This window comes from Xanthobacter dioxanivorans, from assembly GCF_016807805.1.
Classification (GTDB): Bacteria; Pseudomonadota; Alphaproteobacteria; order Rhizobiales; family Xanthobacteraceae; genus Xanthobacter; species Xanthobacter dioxanivorans.
Window position 1 is genome coordinate 1,750,874 of the sequence record NZ_CP063362.1, and the last position, 16,721, is coordinate 1,767,594.

Consider the following 16,721-nt stretch of genomic DNA (forward strand, 5'->3'; position numbering starts at 1 on the left):
GGCAACGCACGGCAAGACGCGGGGAGAGCGAGCATGAGCAGCAAGGGCAGGAAGATCGCCATCATCACCGGCGCCGGCTCGGGGGTGGGACGCGCGGTGGCGGTGGCGCTGGCCGGCGCCGGCTTCTCCGTCGCCCTGGCCGGCCGCCGCCTGGAAGCCCTGGAGGAGACCGCCGCCGCCATTTCCGGCGGCGACGTCCTCTGCGTGCCGACCGACGTGACCGATCCCGATTCGGTGCGGGCGCTGTTCACCGCGACGGTGGAGAAGTTCGGCCGGCTCGACCTGGTGTTCAACAATGCCGGCACCGGCGCCCCCGCCGTGCCCATGGAGGACCTCACCTTCGCCCAGTGGAAGCAGGTGGTGGACACCAACCTCACCGGCCCCTTCCTGTGCACCCAGGAGGCCTTCCGCGTGATGAAGGCGCAGACGCCGCGCGGCGGGCGGATCATCAACAACGGCTCCATCTCCGCCACCGCCCCGCGCCCGTTCTCCGCCCCCTACACCGCCACCAAGCACGCCATGACCGGCCTCACCAAGTCGACCTCGCTGGACGGGCGCGCCCATGACATCGCCTGCGGCCAGATCGACATCGGCAATGCCGACACGCCCATGGCCCAGAAGATGAAAGCCGGCGTGCCGCAGGCGGACGGCTCCATCAAGGTGGAGCCGGTGATGGACGTGGCCCATGTGGCGAGCGCCGTGGTCTACATGGCGAGCCTGCCGCTGGAGGCCAACGTGCAGTTCATGACGGTGATGGCCACCAAGATGCCCCTCGTCGGCCGCGGCTGAGGCGGTCTCGGGCGCGGCTGTCAGGCCCGTGCCACGCGGCCGGGCGTCACGTCGAAACGCTCGGCCCCGTCGAGGGCGGCGAAGGCGGAAGGGTCGGCCCCGGTCATCCAGACCTGGGCGCCCAGGCGGCGCAGGGCGTCGAACAGGCCGGCCCGGCGCGCCGCGTCGAGATAGGCCGCCACGTCGTCCAGCAGCAGCACCGGCGACAGCCCCTGCATGGCCGCCACCAGGCGCGCATGGGACAGGGTCAGTCCGATGAGCAGGGATTTCTGCTCCCCGGTGGAGCAGCGCGCAGCCGGCAGGCGCTTCTCGCCGTGGCTCACCGCGAGGTCGGTGAGGTGCGGCCCCGCCAGCGTGCGCCCGGCCGCCTTGTCGCGCGGGCGGCCCTCGCGCAGGACGGCGCGGTAGCGGTCCTCCACCTCCAGCGCCGGACAGGCGGCGATGAGCCGCTCCACCTCCCCGTCCAGGGCCAGCTCGGCGAAGGGAAAGGGGGAGGCCTCGTCGCGATGGGCGGCGATCTCGGCGCCGAGCCGCCCCACGGTTTCCAGCCGCGCGGCGGCCACCGCCACGGCGAGCTCGGCCACCTCGTGCTCCACCGCGTCGAGGAAGCGGGCGGAGCCGTTCTCCTCCAGCAGCCGGTTGCGCGAGCGCAAGGCGCGTTCGAGCCCGTTCACCCGCGTGCCGTGGGCGCCGTCCACCGCCAGCACCAGGCGGTCGAGATAGCGCCGGCGGTCGCCGGGCGGGCCGAGGAACAGGCCGTCCATCTCCGGCGTCAGCCAGAGCACCTTGAGATGGTCGAGGAAGGCATTGGCGGAGGGGACGGGCTCGCCGTCGATGCGGCAGCGCCGCTGCCCGCCATCCTGGGCCGGGTCGAAGCCGGTGCCCAGCCGCGCCTCGCCCAGGGCGCCGTCCACAAGGGCGGACACCGCCCAGGCGGCGCCGGGGCCGGTCTCGCCGGTGGGGTCCGATGCCCGGCGGCCCACGTCGCCGAGCTGGGCACGCCGGAGCCCGCGGCCGGGGGAGAGGAAGGAGAGGGCTTCGAGGATGTTGGTCTTGCCGGCCCCGTTCGGCCCGGTGAGCACCACCGGCCCGTCGCCCGCGCCCAGCTGCGCCGCCGCGTAGGAGCGGAAGCCGGTGAGGGTGAGCTTGACGATGGCGGCGCGGGGCATGCGGGCGGACGGGCTCGGGCCGGATTCTGGATGCGCGGCCTCGCCCTGCCCCCGCAACGCCTCACACCCGCATGGGCATGAGCACGTAGAGCGCGTCGGTCTTGGTGGAATCGCGCACCAGGGTCGGCGAGCCGGGATCGGCGAGCTTCAGCTCCGCCGTGTCGCCTTCGAGCTGCGAGGTGATGTCCAGCAGATAGCGGGAGTTGAAGCCGATATCGAGGGGCTCGGCGGCATAGTCCACCTCCAGCTCCTCGGTGGCGCTGCCCGAATCGGGATTGGTGACGGAGAGCGTCATCTTGCCGTCGGCCAGCGAAAGCTTGACCGCCCGGCCGCGCTCGCTCGACACCGTGGAGACGCGGTCCACCGCGGCGGCGAACTCGTCCTTGTCGACGATGAGGGTCTTGTCGTTGCCCTGCGGGATCACCCGGCCATAGTCGGGGAAGGTGCCGTCGATGAGCTTGGAGGTGAGCACGATGCCGCCCACCTGCACCCGGATCTTGGTGGTGGAGAGGGAGATGGTGACCTCCGCCTCCTTGTCCTCCAGCAGCTTCTGGATCTCGGCCACGGTCTTGCGCGGGACGATGACGCCGGGCAGGCCCTGGGCCCCGGCCGGGGCTTCCAGCTCCGCCTGGGCGAGGCGGTGGCCGTCGGTGGCCACCGCGCGCAGCATGGGCTTGCCGGCGGCGCCGTCGGTCACGTGCAGGTAGATGCCGTTGAGGTAATAGCGCGTCTCCTCGGTGGAGATGGCGAACTGGGTCTTGTCCACCAGGCGCCGGAAGTCCGCGCCCTTCACCTTGAAGGTGTGGGAGAATTCGCCCGCCGCCAGGTCCGGGAAATCGGCCTCGGGCAGGGTCTGGAGGGAGAAGCGGGCGCGGGAGGCGCGCACCGTGAGCGTGCCGCGCTCGCCGCCGGCCTCCAGCTGCACCTGCGCGCCCTCGGGGAGCTTGCGCACGATGTCGTAGAGCACGTGGGCGGGCACGGTGGTGGCGCCCGCCTGCCCGACTTCCGCCGGCACGCTCTCCACCACCTCGAGATCGAGGTCGGTGGCCTTCAGCTCCAGCCCGTTCTTGCCGGCCTTGATCAGCACGTTGGCCAGGATCGGGATGGTGTTGCGCCGCTCCACGACACGGTGCACGTGGCTGAGCGATTTGAGAAGCTCGGCGCGCTCGACGGTGACCTTCATGGTCCTGGCCCGTTCACTCTTCGCTCGGAGCCGGACCCGCGCGGGCAGATGCTTTGCACCGCCGGGGTCCGCCTCGACATTCGGGAATGGAGAACGTTGCTCGCCCGACCGCCGTCGCGGCCAGACGGAACGTGCTCCAGGGTGGCAGCCACGCGGCGACGCAAGCATTGCCGCGCAGGGCGCCCGCACGGGCGGGCACCGGGCCGCAGACATTGCCGTTCAAGCCGCGCCAAGGCAAGGGTCGGATGCGATTTTAGAAACAACATGCGCCGCGCAGGGGGGCGGCGCGGTTGAAAACCGGGCTCAGGGCTCGAGCACGAGCCGCTTCAGCACCTCGATCTCCTCGGCCAGCGCCCGGTCGGTGGCGACGAGGCCGTCGATCTTGCGCACCGCGTGCAGCACGGTGGTGTGGTCGCGGCCGCCGAAGCGCCGGCCGATCTCCGGCAGCGAGCGCAGGGTGAGGGTCTTGGCCAGGTACATGGCGATCTGGCGCGGCTTCACCACGGTCGCGGTGCGCCGCTGGGAGAGCAGGTCGGCGCGGGTGACGTTGTAGTGTTTGGCCACCACGCGCAGGATGTCGTCCACCCGCACGCGCTTGGGATCGGTGGGGCGGATGAGGTCCTTGACCGCATTCTCCGCCATCTCCAGCGTCACCGGCTCGCCGGTGAGCTGGTTGAACGCCAGCAGCTTGTTGAGCGCGCCGTCGAGGTCGCGCCCGCTCTGGCCGACGCAGCGGGCGAGGAATTCGAGCACCGGTGCGGGCACGGCGAAGCTGCGGTGCTGCTCGGTGAGTGCCTGGTAGCGCGATTTCAGGATCTCCAGGCGCAGGTCCTCCTCCAGCGCGCCGAGCTCCACCACGAGGCCGCCGGCAAGGCGCGAGCGCACGCGCTCGTCGAGGTGCTCGAGCTCGCCGGGCATGCAGTCCGCGGCCACCACCACCTGCCGCCCGCCATCCAGCAAGGCGTTGAGGGTGTGGCAGAATTCCTGCTGCAGATTGTTGCCCTTCAGGAATTGCAGATCGTCGATCACCAGGGTGTCGATGGTGCGCAGCGTGTCCTTGAAGGCGATGGACGAATGGGTCTTCAGGGCGGCCACGAAGCCGTACATGAAGCGCTCGGCGGTGAGGTAGGTGGTGCGCCGGCCATGCGCCGCGCCGGCCCGGGCCACCGCCTGCAGGAGATGGGTCTTGCCGAGGCCGACCGCCGCATGGAGATAGAGCGGATTGAAGACGGGGGCGGCGCCGGGCGCCGTCTCGGCCACCTGCCGCGCGGCGGCGAAGGCGAGCGAGTTGGACTTGCCCACCACGAAGCTCTCGAAGGTCAGGCGCGGATCCAGCGGCGAGCCGGAGGAGACGTCGCCGGCCGCCGGCAGCGCCGCGGCGTCACGGCTCTCCGCCGCGCTGCGCGCGTCCTGGTTCCGCTGCTCCTGGGTCCGGGGCGGCTGCGCCCGCTGATCCTGGCGCGATGTCTCCTGCCCGCGGGCATCCTGGGAGCGGTTCTCCGGCGCACGGGCCTGGGGGGCTCGCGCGTCGGGACGCTCGCTCACCACCTCGCGGCCGCCGTTGGTCTTCAGCGCCACCGGGCGGGCAAAGGCATTGCGCACGGACAGGTCGATGCGGCGGCGCGCGCCGCTCTCCTCGGCCCAGATCTCGGTGATGCGGGGCAGGTAGTTGTCCTGAATCCAGGACTTGAGGAATCGGGTGGGCACCGACAGGCGCACCGCCTCGCCGGTGAGGGCGTCGAGGTCCATGCGGGCGAACCAGCTCGAGAACTTCTCCTCGCCGATCTCTTCGCGCAGGCGTTGGCGCACGCGCTCCCAGGGTGATGAAGCGCAATCCATGCCGGCGGTCTCCGCAAGGGCGGGCTGAAAGGCAGCGGTTCCGGCACGTGTGGCGGCCGACGAATGTGGCTTGAGCATAGAAGCTCCGACCGCCCGCAAGGCGGTTCCCTGGTTGTGGCGCAAAAGCCTCCCGCGCCCTCGCGGGCTGCGCGGCTTCATGCGGATCTGGTTGAAACGAAACGGGGCGCCTGTCTCGACGCGGGCAGCGTCAGCGCAGCTTCATGCGCGGTCCCTGCTGCCGAGGGGGCGACCCGCCTGGGCCGCCGGCGGGGTCGCCACCGTGGGACACGCGAGCGGCGGGCTTCCCGTCCCGGCCGCCCGGACAGGACGCGGGCGGGCCGAAATGAAGGTGAAGTGCGCCATGTCCGCTGCCGCTTGTATCCCAGAAGTCATAGCCGCCCCATTTCCGCCGATGGAAAACACCGGCAGCCTTTGGATTGAAGCAGATTTTTGCTTGTTCTCACACGCGCCGAGAGTCGGACCTGATGTCCACTCTCAGCATAGCTCCGACGGAAGAGGGTTCCAGGTACGCCAAATACTGCTGGTCAACGGGGGCTCGTGAACGAATACAGACACGTTGCGCCCCCTCCTCATCCACGAAGGCCGTGAAATCTTCAATCTGTCGGTAAACCCGGTGTCGCTCCCGGAGTGAGATTGAACATACACAGGGCCCCTTGGGGGTGCAACGCCTTTCCCCCGCGCCATGGGATAACGGGGGCAAGACAGGTTTTCGGGGGCGACCCCGGGAGCTTTCCATCAGCCGGCAAACCTCTGTCGCTGCAACGAGAATCCGCCGTGCGCCGCGGCCCGGACGGGCGGAGCCGCCGCTTTGGGGAGGGGTCTTCTGGTACCGTGGAAAAGGGGCCGCCTTGGGGCCTAACTGAGCCTTTGCTCCTAACCTCTTCACCGGGATGTTGTTTTTCTGAGCGGTTTGCGACAGGCGAAAATTGTCGGCTAACGACCCTCGGAATCCGCCTCTTGACGGCGTGCGAGAATCGGCTTTGCGACGTTCTGCCGCCGCGCGCGGCGCCGGCGACCCACGGCGTGCCGCGACCACGGACCGGCCGGATGCGGCGGGCGGCGTGCGCCGGGAGCGCGCGCAAACAAAAAGGCCCGGTAATACCGGGCCTTTACATTCGGTCAGCAAGATTGATTGATCTAAATCAAGCGCTGAGCTTCTTCACGCGCGCAGCAAGGCGGGAAACCTTGCGCGAAGCGGTATTCTTGTGGATCACGCCCTTGGTCACCGCGCGCATGATCTCCGGCTCGGCGGCCTGGAAGGCGGTTGCGGCGGCGGTGGCGTCACCGGCGGCGAGCGCATCCTCCAGCTTGCGCAGGTAGGTGCGCACGCGGGACCGGCGCGACCGGTTCACTTCAGTGCGGCGCTCGATCTTGCGCACCGCTTTCTTGGCGGAAGGCGTATTGGCCATCGGCCGTCCTTGCTGGTTCGCGCCGTGCAGATCGGCCCTTTGGCCAGCCCGCGTCGCGCATGAATGGGTGAACAAGCCGGCAGCTATCGCCGCCAGCGAAGTGCCGGGCTTATAGGGGTGGCGCGCGTCCGCGTCAATACATGTGTGCGGGACCCCGTGTTCCGGCCCGGTGTCCGCCGGGCGGGGCGGGCCGCCGGCAACAGCCGGCTTTACGGAGCGGGGCGGCATCGCGTATGTGCTGCGCGCACTCTATATATGAGCGGGCCGGCGCCACCGATGCGTGCCGGCGCGGAGCCGGCAAGGCGGGGGTTCGGCATGAGCGATGTGACGGTGACCGATCGTCCGGTGAGCGACAGCCTGGTGACGGTGTTCGGCGGCTCGGGCTTTCTCGGGCGCCATGTGGTGCGGGCGCTGGCCATGCGCGGCTACCGCGTGCGTGTCGCGGTGCGGCGCCCCGAGCTCGCCGGCTTCCTCCAGCCCATCGGCTTCGTCGGCCAGATCCAGGTCAGCCAGGCCAATGTGCGCTATCCCGACAGCGTCGCCCGCGCGGTGGACGGCGCCGAGGCGGTGGTGAACCTCGTCGGCGTGCTCGCGCAGGGCGGCCGCCAGACGTTCGATGCGGTCCATGTGTTCGGCGCCCGCGCCGTGGCGGCGGCCGCCGCGGCGCAGGGCGCGCCGCTGGTGCACGTCTCCGCCATCGGCGCCGACGCCGCCTCCCCCTCCGGCTACGGCCGCAGCAAGGCCGAGGCCGAGGCCGCCGTGCGCGCCGCCGTACCCGAGGCCGTCATCCTGCGCCCCTCGCTGGTGTTCGGGCCCGAGGACGACTTCTTCAACCGCTTCGCCGCCATGGCGCGCCTGTCCCCGGTGCTGCCGCTGATCGGCGGTGGCGCGACCCGCTTCCAGCCGGTCTTCGTGGGCGATGTCGCCGCCGCCGTCCTGCGGGCGGTGGACGGCAAGGCCAGGGCGGCGACCACCTACGAGCTGGGCGGTCCCGAGGTGCGCACCTTCCGCGAGCTGATGGAGCTGATGCTGCGCGAGATCGGCCACAGCCGCCTGCTCGTGGACCTGCCGTTCGGCCTCGCCAACCTCATGGCCCGGCTCACCCAGTGGGCGCCGGGCGCGCCGCTCACCACCGACCAGGTGGCCATGCTGCGCGCGGACAACGTGGTCTCGGACGCCGCCCAGGCGGAAGGCCGTACCTTCGGCGGCCTCGACATCACGCCCACGGCGCTCGCGGTGGTCCTGCCCACCTATCTCTGGCGCTTCCGCAAGGCGGGGCAGTTCACCCGCGTGGAGACGTGACCGGGACGCCTTGCGTCCCGCCGACGCCGCGCCGCCCGCCGGGCGGGCGGCAGCCGCAAGGGGCAAAGTGATGGGAAGCGACGACCGGCGTCTCGAGGTGAAGATCTGCGGCCTGAAGACCGCCGAGGCCCTGGATGCGGCCCTCGATGCGGGCGCCGATCTCGTCGGCTTCGTCCATTTCCCCAAGAGCCCGCGCCATCTCGCCCTGGCCGAGGCGCCGGCCCTGGTGGCGCGCGTCGGCGGCCGGGCGCGGACGGTGGCGCTCCTCGTCGATCCGGACGAGGCCCTCCTCGCCGAGGTGGTGGCGGCGTTCTCCCCCGACCTGCTCCAGCTCCACGGCAAGGAGACGCCCGCGCGCGTCGCCGCCATCCGCGCCCGCTTCGGCCGGGAGGTGATGAAGGCGCTGCCGGTGGCGAGCCGGGCGGACCTCGACAATCTGCCGGCTTACGCCGAGGTGGCCGACCGCATCCTGTTCGATGCCAAGCCCGATCCCGGGGCCCTGCTGCCCGGCGGCAACGGCCGCCCCTTCGACTGGCATCTGGTGGCCGGTCTTGACGTCGGCCGGCCTCTCATGCTTTCCGGAGGCCTCACGGCCGACAATGTGTCGCAGGCCCTGTCCGAGGTCCGGATGGACGGGGTCGACGTATCGTCCGGCGTGGAAGACGCGCCGGGCGTGAAATCCCCGGCGAAGATCCGGGCTTTCGTCGCGGCGGCCCGCCGCGCCGCGGCCGGCTTCCCCGACCCGTCGGCCCGCGCCTTCAAGGCGGATGGGCCAGAGGATCTCTCACCGAAAGTCCGCGCGTCGTGACCGCTCTCAATTCCTATCGCACCGGCCCCGATCACCGCGGCCATTTCGGCATCCATGGCGGGCGGTTCGTCGCCGAGACGCTGATGCCGCTGATCCTGGAGCTGGAGCAGGCCTACGAGGCGGCGAAGGCCGATCCCGCCTTTTATGCGGAGATGTCGGGCTACCTCACCCATTATGTGGGCCGGCCCTCGCCGCTCTATTACGCCGAGCGCCTGACCGAGCATCTGCGCGGCGTGGCCGCGGCCTCCGGCCGCGAGGGGGGCGCCAGGGTCTACCTGAAGCGCGAGGAGCTGAACCACACCGGCTCCCACAAGGTGAACAACGTGCTCGGCCAGATCATGCTCGCCCGCCGCATGGGCAAGCAGCGGATCATCGCCGAGACCGGCGCCGGCCAGCACGGGGTGGCCACCGCCACCCTGTGCGCGCGCTTCGGCCTGAAGTGCGTGGTCTACATGGGCGCGGTGGACGTGGAGCGGCAGGCGCCGAACGTGTTCCGCATGAAGCTTTTGGGCGCCGAGGTGGTGCCGGTGCAGTCCGGCTCGCGCACCCTGAAGGACGCCATGAACGAGGCGCTGCGCGACTGGGTGACCAACGTGCACGACACCTTCTACTGCATCGGCACGGTGGCGGGCCCGCACCCCTATCCGGCCATGGTGCGCGACTTCCAGTCCATCATCGGCCGCGAGACGCGCGAGCAGATGCAGGAGATGGAGGGCCGCCTGCCGGACAGCCTCGTGGCCTGCGTCGGCGGCGGCTCCAACGCCATGGGCCTGTTCCATCCGTTCCTCGACGATCCCTCGGTGGAGATCTTCGGGGTGGAGGCGGCCGGCCACGGCCTCGACACGCACGAGCATGCCGCCTCCATCGCCGGTGGCCGGCCGGGGGTGCTGCACGGCAACCGCACCTATCTGCTGATGGACGGCGACGGGCAGATCACCGAAGCCCATTCCATCTCCGCCGGCCTCGATTATCCCGGCATCGGGCCGGAGCATTCCTGGCTGCACGACGTGGGCCGCGTGACCTACCTGTCCTGCACCGACCAGGAGGCGCTGGACGCCTTCCAGCTGCTGACCAAGCTCGAGGGCATCATTCCGGCGCTCGAATCCGCCCATGCCGTGGCCAAGGTGATCGAGCTCGCGCCGCAGCGGCCGAGGGATCACCTGATGGTGGTGAACCTCTCCGGCCGGGGGGACAAGGACGTGCCCCAGGTGGCCGAAATTCTCGGGACAAGCTTGGGGGCGCGCCTATGAAGCCTTTTTCCGTCGCACTGTTCGCCGTCCTTCTCGCCGGCGCCGCGCTGCCCGCGTCCGCCCAGACCCAGACCCAGGCTCCCGGCCTGGTGCTCTCCACGGGCAAGGTCTTCACCGACGCCGCCGGGGCCTACATCTCCGTGTCGGTGAAGAATGCCGGCACGGCCACGGTGGCGGAGGCCTACGTCGCCTGCGAGTTCTTCGCCGGCAACCGCACCCTCGGCAAGGCGGCCACCACGGTCTTCTCCATCGTCGGCGGGATGACCGGATCGGATCAGGTGCGCATGCTCGGCGCCTCCCGCGCCACCCGCGCCGCGTGCGCGATCACCGGCCAGAAATAGGGCGCTTCGCCCTCCCGCTCCCCCATCCAGGCAGGCCCATGACCACCCGCATCTCCGACCGTTTCGCCGCGCTGAAAGAGGAAGGCCGGCCCGGCCTCGTCACCTTCGTCACCGCGGGCGATCCGGACGGCGAGACCTCCCTCGCCATCCTCAAGGCGCTGCCGGGCGCGGGCGCGGACGTGATCGAGCTCGGCGTTCCCTTCACCGATCCCATGGCCGACGGCCCGGCGATCCAGGCCGCCGGCCTCCGGGCGCTGAAGGCCGGGCAGACCCTGGCCAAGACCATCGACATGGTCCGCGCCTTCCGCGCCGAGGATCACACCACGCCGGTGGTCCTGATGGGCTATTTCAATCCCATCTACGTCTATGGCGTGGAGCGCTTCCTCACCGACGCCAAGGTGGCGGGGGTGGACGGCCTCATCGTCGTCGACCTGCCGCCGGAAGAGGACGAGGAGCTGTGCCTGCCGGCGCTGTCGGCCGGCCTCGACTTCATCCGCCTCGCCACTCCGACCACCGACGACAAGCGCCTGCCGGCGGTGCTGAAGCACACGGCGGGCTTCGTCTATTACGTGTCCATCACCGGCATCACCGGCTCCGCCACCCCGGATGCGGGCCTGGTCTCGGCGGCGGTGGCGCGCATCAAGACCCACACCGAGCTGCCGGTGGCGGTGGGCTTCGGCGTGCGGACGCCGGAGCAGGCCAAGGCCATCGCCGCCGGCGCCGACGCCGTGGTGGTGGGCTCGGCTTTGGTGGAGGTGGTGCGGCGGACGCTGGACCAGGATGGCAATGCCACCGCCAACACCCTGGCGGGCGTGGAGGCGCTGGTGAACGAGCTGGCCGAGGCGGTGCGCGGCGTGCGCGCCTGACCGGGGCATCCGGCGCCCGCCCGTGCCGGTGCGCCGGCGCGCGGCAGGACCGATGAGGCATCCGGTGAGGCAAATGGTCGGTCGCGGCCGCTTCGCCGCACTTTTGCCGCGACGGACTTGCCATTAGAGCAGGTCGGGGCATATGTGCGCTGCAGCGCGATGCCGCCCGCGCGTCCCGGAGATGGTCCCGTGAACTGGATTTCCAACGTCGTCCGTCCGAAGATCCGCGACTTCCTGGCCCGCCGCGAAGTTCCGGAGAACCTCTGGGTGAAGTGCCCCGAGACCGGGCAGATGGTGTTCCACAAGGACCTGGAGGCGAACCTCTACGTCATCCCGGCCTCCGGCTATCACATGCGCATGGACGCGGTGATGCGGCTCAAGGCCACCTTCGACGATGGCGCCTACGAGGAAGTGGCGCTGCCGGACGTGGCCACCGACCCGCTCAAGTTCCGCGACGAGCGCCGCTATATCGATCGCCTGAAGGACGCCCGCACCAAGACCGGCTACCAGGATGCGGTGAAGGTGGCCACCGGCCTCCTCACCGAGCTGCCGGTGACCATCGCCGTCCAGGATTTCGGCTTCATGGGCGGCTCGCTCGGCATGGCCGCCGGCGAGGCGGTGGTAAAGGGTCTGCAGACGGCGGCGCAGAAGGGCACGCCCTTCATCATGTTCGCCGCCTCCGGCGGCGCGCGCATGCAGGAAGGCATCCTCTCCCTGATGCAGATGCCCCGCACCACGGCGGCCATCCAGGAGCTGCGCGAGGCGAAAAAGCCCTACATCGTGGTGCTCACCAACCCCACCACCGGCGGGGTGACCGCCTCCTACGCCATGCTGGGCGACGTGCAGATCGCCGAGCCCGGCGCCCTCATCGGCTTCGCCGGCCCGCGGGTGATCGAGCAGACCATCCGCGAGAAGCTGCCGGACGGATTCCAGCGCGCCGAATATCTGCGCGACCACGGCATGCTCGACATGGTGGTGCACCGCCACCAGATGCGTGACACGCTGGGCCGCCTGTGCCGGATGCTGGTGAAGGCCCCCGCATTGCCGCCCAAGGGCCGCCTGCCGCGCCCGCAGGCCGCCTGAAGAGGCGGCTCCACGGGGCCTCGGCCCCGAGCCGAAGATCGACCATGGCCCTGCCCCAGCCCGCCCGCGCCACCGACGAGATCCTGTCCCGCCTCGCCGCGCTCCACCCGAAGAAGATCGACCTCTCCCTCGCCCGGATGGAGCGGCTGCTTGCGGCCCTGGCCCATCCCGAGCGGCGCCTGCCGGCGGTGATCCACGTGGCGGGCACCAACGGCAAGGGCTCCACCATCGCCTTCATGCGCGCCATGCTGGAGGCGGCGGGCAAGCGGGTGCATGTCTATACCTCGCCGCATCTGGTGCGCTTCAACGAACGCATCCGCCTCGGCGCGCCGGGCGGCGGCGTGCTGGTGTCCGACGCGGCTCTCGCCGATGCCCTCGACCGGGTGGAGGCGGCCAATGCGGGCGCGCCGATCACCCTGTTCGAGATCACCACGGCGGCGGCGTTCCTGCTGTTCTGCGAGCACCCGGCGGACGTGCTGCTGCTGGAGGTGGGCCTCGGCGGGCGGCTCGACGCCACCAACGTGGTCGACCAGCCCCTCGCCAGCGTCATCACCCCCGTTTCCATCGACCATGTGGATTATCTCGGTACCACCATAGAGGCCATCGCCGGGGAGAAGGCCGGCATCATCAAGCCGCGCCGTCCGGTGGTGGTGGGCACGCAGCCGGCGGACGCCCTCGCCGTCATCGAGCGCGCGGCGGCGCGGAAGCTCGCTCCGCTGTTCGTCCGCGGCGAGCACTGGCACGTGCAGGAAGAAGGCGGCCGCCTCGTCTATGCCGACGAGGACGGCCTGCTCGACCTGCCGCGGCCGCGCCTCGTGGGGCCGCACCAGATCGACAATGCGGGGCTCGCCGTCGCCGCCCTTCGGGCCGTGCGCCTGCCGGCGGCCCACGAGGCCGGCATCCTGCGCGCCGACTGGCCGGCCCGGCTGCAGCGGCTGCCCGCCGGGCCCTTGCTGTCGCGCGCCCCGGCCGGGGTCGAGGTGTGGCTGGACGGCGGCCACAACGCCGCCGGCGGCGCCGCCCTCGCCCACGCTTTGTGCGAGCTGGAAGAACGCTATTCGCGGCCGCTGGTGCTGGTGCTCGGCATGCTCGGCACCAAGGACGTCACCGGCTTTCTGGCGCCGTTCGCCGGCCTCGTGCGCGAAGCCATCGCCGTGCCGGTGCCGGGCGAGCACGCCGGCCTGAAGCCGGAGGACGTGGCCGCCGCCGCCGCCGGCCTCGGCATTCCCGCCCGCGTGGCCTCCGATGTCGGCAGCGCGCTCGGCTCCATCGCCCGGGCGTCGCAGGTGCCGCCGCCGCGCGTGCTCATCTGCGGCTCGCTCTACCTGGCGGGGGCGGTGCTGGCGGCCAACGGCGCGGATCTGGCCTGAGACCGGCCGGCGGTCGGGACGGGGCCTATTCCAGCCCCTGGATGTGCCCGATGAACGGCAATTGCCGGAAGGCGTGGGCGACATCCATGCCGTAGCCCACCACGAACAGATCGGGGCAGGTGAAGCCGACGAAGTCGGCCTCGATCTGCACCGCGCGCTTTCCGGGCTTTTCCAGCAGCACGCAGACCAGCACCCGCCGCGCCCCGCGCGCCATCAGCAGATCCTTGGCGAAGGCGAGGGTGCGGCCGGATTCCAGGATGTCGTCGATGAGCAGCACGTCGCGGTCGCGCACGTCGCTCTCCACGTCCTTCAGGATCTCCACCTGTCCCGAGGAGACGGTGGCCTCGCGGTAGGAGGAGATGTGCACGAACTCCACCTCCGGCTCGAGGCCGGTGCTGTGCAGGGCGCGCAGCAGGTCGGCGGCGAACATGAACGAGCCCTTGAGCACCGCCACGGCCAGCAGCCGCTCGGGTGCCGCGGCCGCGATCTCGGCGGCCAAGGCGTGGTTGCGGGCGCTGATGCGGCTCTCGTCGAAGAGAATGGTGATGTTCGGCGGGTGCATGGGTCCTCGTCGCAGGGCGGGCGGAGAATGGACCCTCCGGGGCGGGGCGTCCAGCGAGCCCGGCGCGCCGGGACGCCGCGCCAGCCTCGGCGGTGGCAGGTTGTCGCGCTTCGTTTATGTTTGGCCGGCGCGCTGGGGCGCGATTCGGCCAAAGGGTGGGGCGTTGGTCCGGTTCGAGAATGTCGGCCTGAGATATGGCATGGGGCCAGAGGTGCTGAAGGACGTGTCCTTCGGCATCGAGCCGAACTCGTTCCAGTTCCTGACCGGGCCCTCGGGCGCGGGCAAGACCACGCTCATGCGCCTGCTGTTCCTCTCGCTGAAGCCGACGCGGGGGCTCATCACCCTGTTCGGGCGCGACGTGTCGTCCCTCGACCCGGACGAGGTGGCGGTGCTGCGCCGGCGCATCGGCATCGTGTTCCAGGATTTCCGCCTGCTCGACCACCTCACCACCTACGAGAACGTGGCGCTGCCCCTGCGGGTGCTGGGCAAGGACGAGGCGAGCTACCGCGCCGAGGTGACGGAGATCCTGCAATGGGTCGGCCTCGGCGACCGCATGCACTCGCTGCCGCCGGTGCTCTCGGGCGGGGAGAAGCAGCGCGCCGCCATCGCCCGCGCCCTCATCGGCCGGCCGGAATTCCTGCTGGCGGACGAGCCCACCGGCAATGTGGACCCCACTTTGGCGCGCCGCCTGCTGCGCCTGTTCATCGAACTCAACAAGTCCGGCACGTCGGTGCTGCTGGCCACCCACGACATCGCGCTTATGGACCAGTACGACGCCCGCCGCCTCGTGATCGCCGACGGCCGCCTCTATGTCTACGACTGACCCCGCCAGCACCCGGAAGCCCGCCGCGCCCACCGCGGGGGAGGAGCCGCGCGCCGGCAAGGCGCGGGGGCAGACCTCCATCGTGCCGTCCGCCACCATCGCCGGGCGGGCGCTGGTGGCGGTGGTCGCCATCATGACCTTCCTTGCCGGCCTCACCATCGGCACCGCGTTCGCCGTGCGCGCCACCGCCAGCCAGTGGCGCTCGGACGTGACGCGGGAGGTGACCATCCAGATCCGCGCCGGCGATCCGAAGACCACCGACGGGCAGGTGCAGGCCGCCGCCGACATCGCCCGCAAGACCCCCGGCATCGGCGACGTCCATGTGCTCAGCTTCGACGAGACCGCGCGCCTGCTGGAGCCGTGGCTTGGCGCCGGGCTCGACCTCGGCGACCTGCCGGTGCCGCGGGTGGTGGTGCTCAAGCTCGACGGGGCGGGCGCCGCCGACCTTGCCCGGCTCAGGCGCACGCTCACCGACAAGATCCCCACCGCGACCCTCGACGACCATCGCGGCTGGTCGCGCCGCCTGGTGGCGGTCACCGACGGGGTGATGCTGGTGAGCGTGGTGCTGCTGGCCCTGGTGGGGCTCGCCACGGTGCTCTCGGTGGTGTTCGCCACCCGCGCGGCGGTGGCCACCAACCGGGCGGTGGTGGAGGTGCTGCATTTCGTCGGCGCCCGCGACGGCTTCATCGCCGCCCAGTTTCAGCGCCACTTCCTGAAGATCGGCGCGGAAGGCGGGCTCATCGGCGGGCTTGCCGCCGCCGCCGTGTTCGGCGCCGTCGCGATGCTGCCGCCCCTCGGCCTCGGCGACGATCCGGAGGTGCCGACGGTGCTCGGCTGGCTGCATCCGGGACTATGGGGCTTCCTCGGCATCGCCGCCGCCGTGGCGGTGGTGGCTCTGGCCACGGCGTTCACCTCCCGCGTCACCGTTTACCGGACGTTGAGGACGATCCAATGAAATCCATGCCGGATGGAAGCGGCGGGGCGGTGTCCTCGCCTCCGCCGCATTCCACCGGCAGGATCTCGTACATGACCATGTCGAACGCCGATCGCAGAACGGCGCGGCAGATCGAGGCTGCGCCGAGGAGGAAGGGCGGGGCGTCGGGGGAAGACCCCCTCGCCCGGCGCCGCACCCGCGTGCGCCGCGCCCTGACGGCGGCGGTGCTGCTTGCCGGCCTCGGGGGCGTGGCCGGCGGGGCGGGCTTTCTCGCCTTCACCGCCCAGATCCCGGCCCGCGAGCCCGCCGCCGTGAAGCCGGCGGATGCCATCGTGGTGCTCACCGGCGGCTCCTCGCGCATCATCGATGCCGTGGGCCTGCTGGCGGACGGCCGGGGCCGCCGGCTGCTCATCACCGGCGTCAATCCCACCACCTCGCCGGACGAGATGCGCCGGGCGCTGCCCGACGGCGAGCACCTGATGGGCTGCTGCATCGATCTCGGCCACAAGGCGCTCAACACCCGCGGCAACGCGCTGGAGGCGGCGGAATGGGCGCGCAGCCGCTCGTTCCGCTCGCTCGTCGTGGTGACCTCGGCCTGGCACATGCCGCGGGCCATGATGGAGCTCGGCCGCGCGCTGCCGGAGGTGGAGCTCGTGGCCTATCCGGTGGTCACCAACCGGATGCAGGCGGAAGAGTGGTGGAAGGACATCGCCACGGTACGGCTGCTGGTCAAGGAGTATGCAAAATACATCATGGCGGCGGCGAAGATCCGCCCGGCCCGCGCCGTGGCCGGCGCGCCGGCGCCGGACCCCGCAGCCCCCGCCGCCGAAATGCCGGCGCCCGCGCCGGCACCGGTGCCGCGCGGCGCCGCACCCGGACCGGTTCAGGCGCGCATCGCGCCGTGATATGCCGGCGGGCGCAACCCGGCGCCCGGCTTGCGGTCCATTCGGTCCGGGGCGCGCGAGGCCATCC

Annotated in this window: 16 protein-coding genes; 11 read left to right on the top strand and 5 right to left on the bottom strand. The window is 71.1% G+C overall.

Features of this window, described 5'->3' with window-relative positions; all coding sequences use genetic code 11:
• Window positions 1-33 precede the first annotated feature (33 nt).
• Window positions 34-789 (top strand): SDR family oxidoreductase, encoded by a 756-nt coding sequence (locus EZH22_RS08280; RefSeq protein WP_203195196.1) that lies wholly within the window; start codon window positions 34-36, stop codon window positions 787-789.
• Between the two features lie 20 nt (window positions 790-809).
• Here the strand turns inward: EZH22_RS08280 and recF are convergent, their stop codons facing one another.
• From recF to rpsT, 4 genes are all read right to left on the bottom strand, one after another.
• Window positions 810-1,958 (bottom strand): DNA replication/repair protein RecF, encoded by a 1,149-nt coding sequence (recF, locus tag EZH22_RS08285; protein ID WP_203195197.1) that lies wholly within the window; start codon window positions 1,956-1,958, stop codon window positions 810-812.
• A gap of 61 nt (window positions 1,959-2,019) precedes the next feature.
• The gene (gene dnaN, locus EZH22_RS08290; RefSeq protein WP_203195198.1) at window positions 2,020-3,141 is read right to left on the bottom strand and encodes a DNA polymerase III subunit beta; all 1,122 of its coding nucleotides are present in this window, start codon (window positions 3,139-3,141) and stop codon (window positions 2,020-2,022) included.
• A gap of 303 nt (window positions 3,142-3,444) precedes the next feature.
• On the bottom strand, window positions 3,445-4,980 hold the full coding sequence (dnaA, locus tag EZH22_RS08295; protein WP_203195199.1) for a chromosomal replication initiator protein DnaA: 1,536 nt from the start codon (window positions 4,978-4,980) through the stop codon (window positions 3,445-3,447).
• Window positions 4,981-6,143: 1,163 nt separating this feature from the next.
• On the bottom strand, window positions 6,144-6,410 hold the full coding sequence (rpsT, locus tag EZH22_RS08300) for a 30S ribosomal protein S20 (protein ID WP_203195200.1): 267 nt from the start codon (window positions 6,408-6,410) through the stop codon (window positions 6,144-6,146).
• A 315-nt stretch (window positions 6,411-6,725) separates the two neighbouring features.
• Here rpsT and EZH22_RS08305 point away from each other — a divergent pair, with 315 nt between their 5' ends.
• From EZH22_RS08305 to EZH22_RS08335, 7 genes are all read left to right on the top strand, one after another.
• The gene (locus EZH22_RS08305) at window positions 6,726-7,712 is read left to right on the top strand and encodes a complex I NDUFA9 subunit family protein (RefSeq protein ID WP_203195201.1); all 987 of its coding nucleotides are present in this window, start codon (window positions 6,726-6,728) and stop codon (window positions 7,710-7,712) included.
• A gap of 70 nt (window positions 7,713-7,782) precedes the next feature.
• On the top strand, window positions 7,783-8,520 hold the full coding sequence (locus EZH22_RS08310) for a phosphoribosylanthranilate isomerase (protein WP_203195202.1): 738 nt from the start codon (window positions 7,783-7,785) through the stop codon (window positions 8,518-8,520).
• On the top strand, window positions 8,517-9,770 hold the full coding sequence (gene trpB, locus EZH22_RS08315) for a tryptophan synthase subunit beta (protein WP_203195203.1): 1,254 nt from the start codon (window positions 8,517-8,519) through the stop codon (window positions 9,768-9,770). Before EZH22_RS08310 ends, trpB begins: the two co-directional genes overlap by 4 nt.
• Window positions 9,767-10,111: a hypothetical protein gene (locus EZH22_RS08320; RefSeq protein WP_203195204.1), complete on the top strand. Its 345-nt coding sequence runs from the start codon at window positions 9,767-9,769 to the stop codon at window positions 10,109-10,111. Before trpB ends, EZH22_RS08320 begins: the two co-directional genes overlap by 4 nt.
• A 38-nt stretch (window positions 10,112-10,149) precedes the next feature.
• Entirely contained in the window at window positions 10,150-10,977 is an 828-nt protein-coding gene (gene trpA / locus EZH22_RS08325; protein ID WP_203195205.1) for a tryptophan synthase subunit alpha, read from the top strand.
• Between the two features lie 189 nt (window positions 10,978-11,166).
• Window positions 11,167-12,060: an acetyl-CoA carboxylase, carboxyltransferase subunit beta gene (accD, locus tag EZH22_RS08330; protein WP_203195206.1), complete on the top strand. Its 894-nt coding sequence runs from the start codon at window positions 11,167-11,169 to the stop codon at window positions 12,058-12,060.
• 44 nt (window positions 12,061-12,104) lie between these two features.
• Window positions 12,105-13,430, top strand: coding sequence for a bifunctional folylpolyglutamate synthase/dihydrofolate synthase (locus tag EZH22_RS08335; RefSeq protein ID WP_203195207.1), 1,326 nt, complete (start codon window positions 12,105-12,107; stop codon window positions 13,428-13,430).
• Between the two features lie 25 nt (window positions 13,431-13,455).
• Here EZH22_RS08335 and hpt read toward each other — a convergent pair whose 3' ends face one another.
• Window positions 13,456-13,992 (bottom strand): hypoxanthine phosphoribosyltransferase, encoded by a 537-nt coding sequence (gene hpt / locus EZH22_RS08340; RefSeq protein ID WP_203195208.1) that lies wholly within the window; start codon window positions 13,990-13,992, stop codon window positions 13,456-13,458.
• A 163-nt stretch (window positions 13,993-14,155) separates the two neighbouring features.
• Between hpt and ftsE the strand changes: the two genes are divergently transcribed.
• The 3 genes from ftsE (at window position 14,156) to EZH22_RS08355 (ending at window position 16,654) form a co-directional block, all read left to right on the top strand.
• The gene (ftsE, locus tag EZH22_RS08345) at window positions 14,156-14,815 is read left to right on the top strand and encodes a cell division ATP-binding protein FtsE (protein ID WP_203195209.1); all 660 of its coding nucleotides are present in this window, start codon (window positions 14,156-14,158) and stop codon (window positions 14,813-14,815) included.
• Window positions 14,802-15,770, top strand: coding sequence for a cell division protein FtsX (locus tag EZH22_RS08350; protein WP_203195210.1), 969 nt, complete (start codon window positions 14,802-14,804; stop codon window positions 15,768-15,770). The genes ftsE and EZH22_RS08350 overlap by 14 nt, the downstream gene beginning before the upstream one ends.
• A gap of 71 nt (window positions 15,771-15,841) precedes the next feature.
• Complete coding sequence (locus tag EZH22_RS08355; protein ID WP_203195211.1) at window positions 15,842-16,654, top strand: YdcF family protein; 813 nt, start codon at window positions 15,842-15,844, stop codon at window positions 16,652-16,654.
• The last annotated feature ends 67 nt before the right edge of the window (window positions 16,655-16,721 follow it).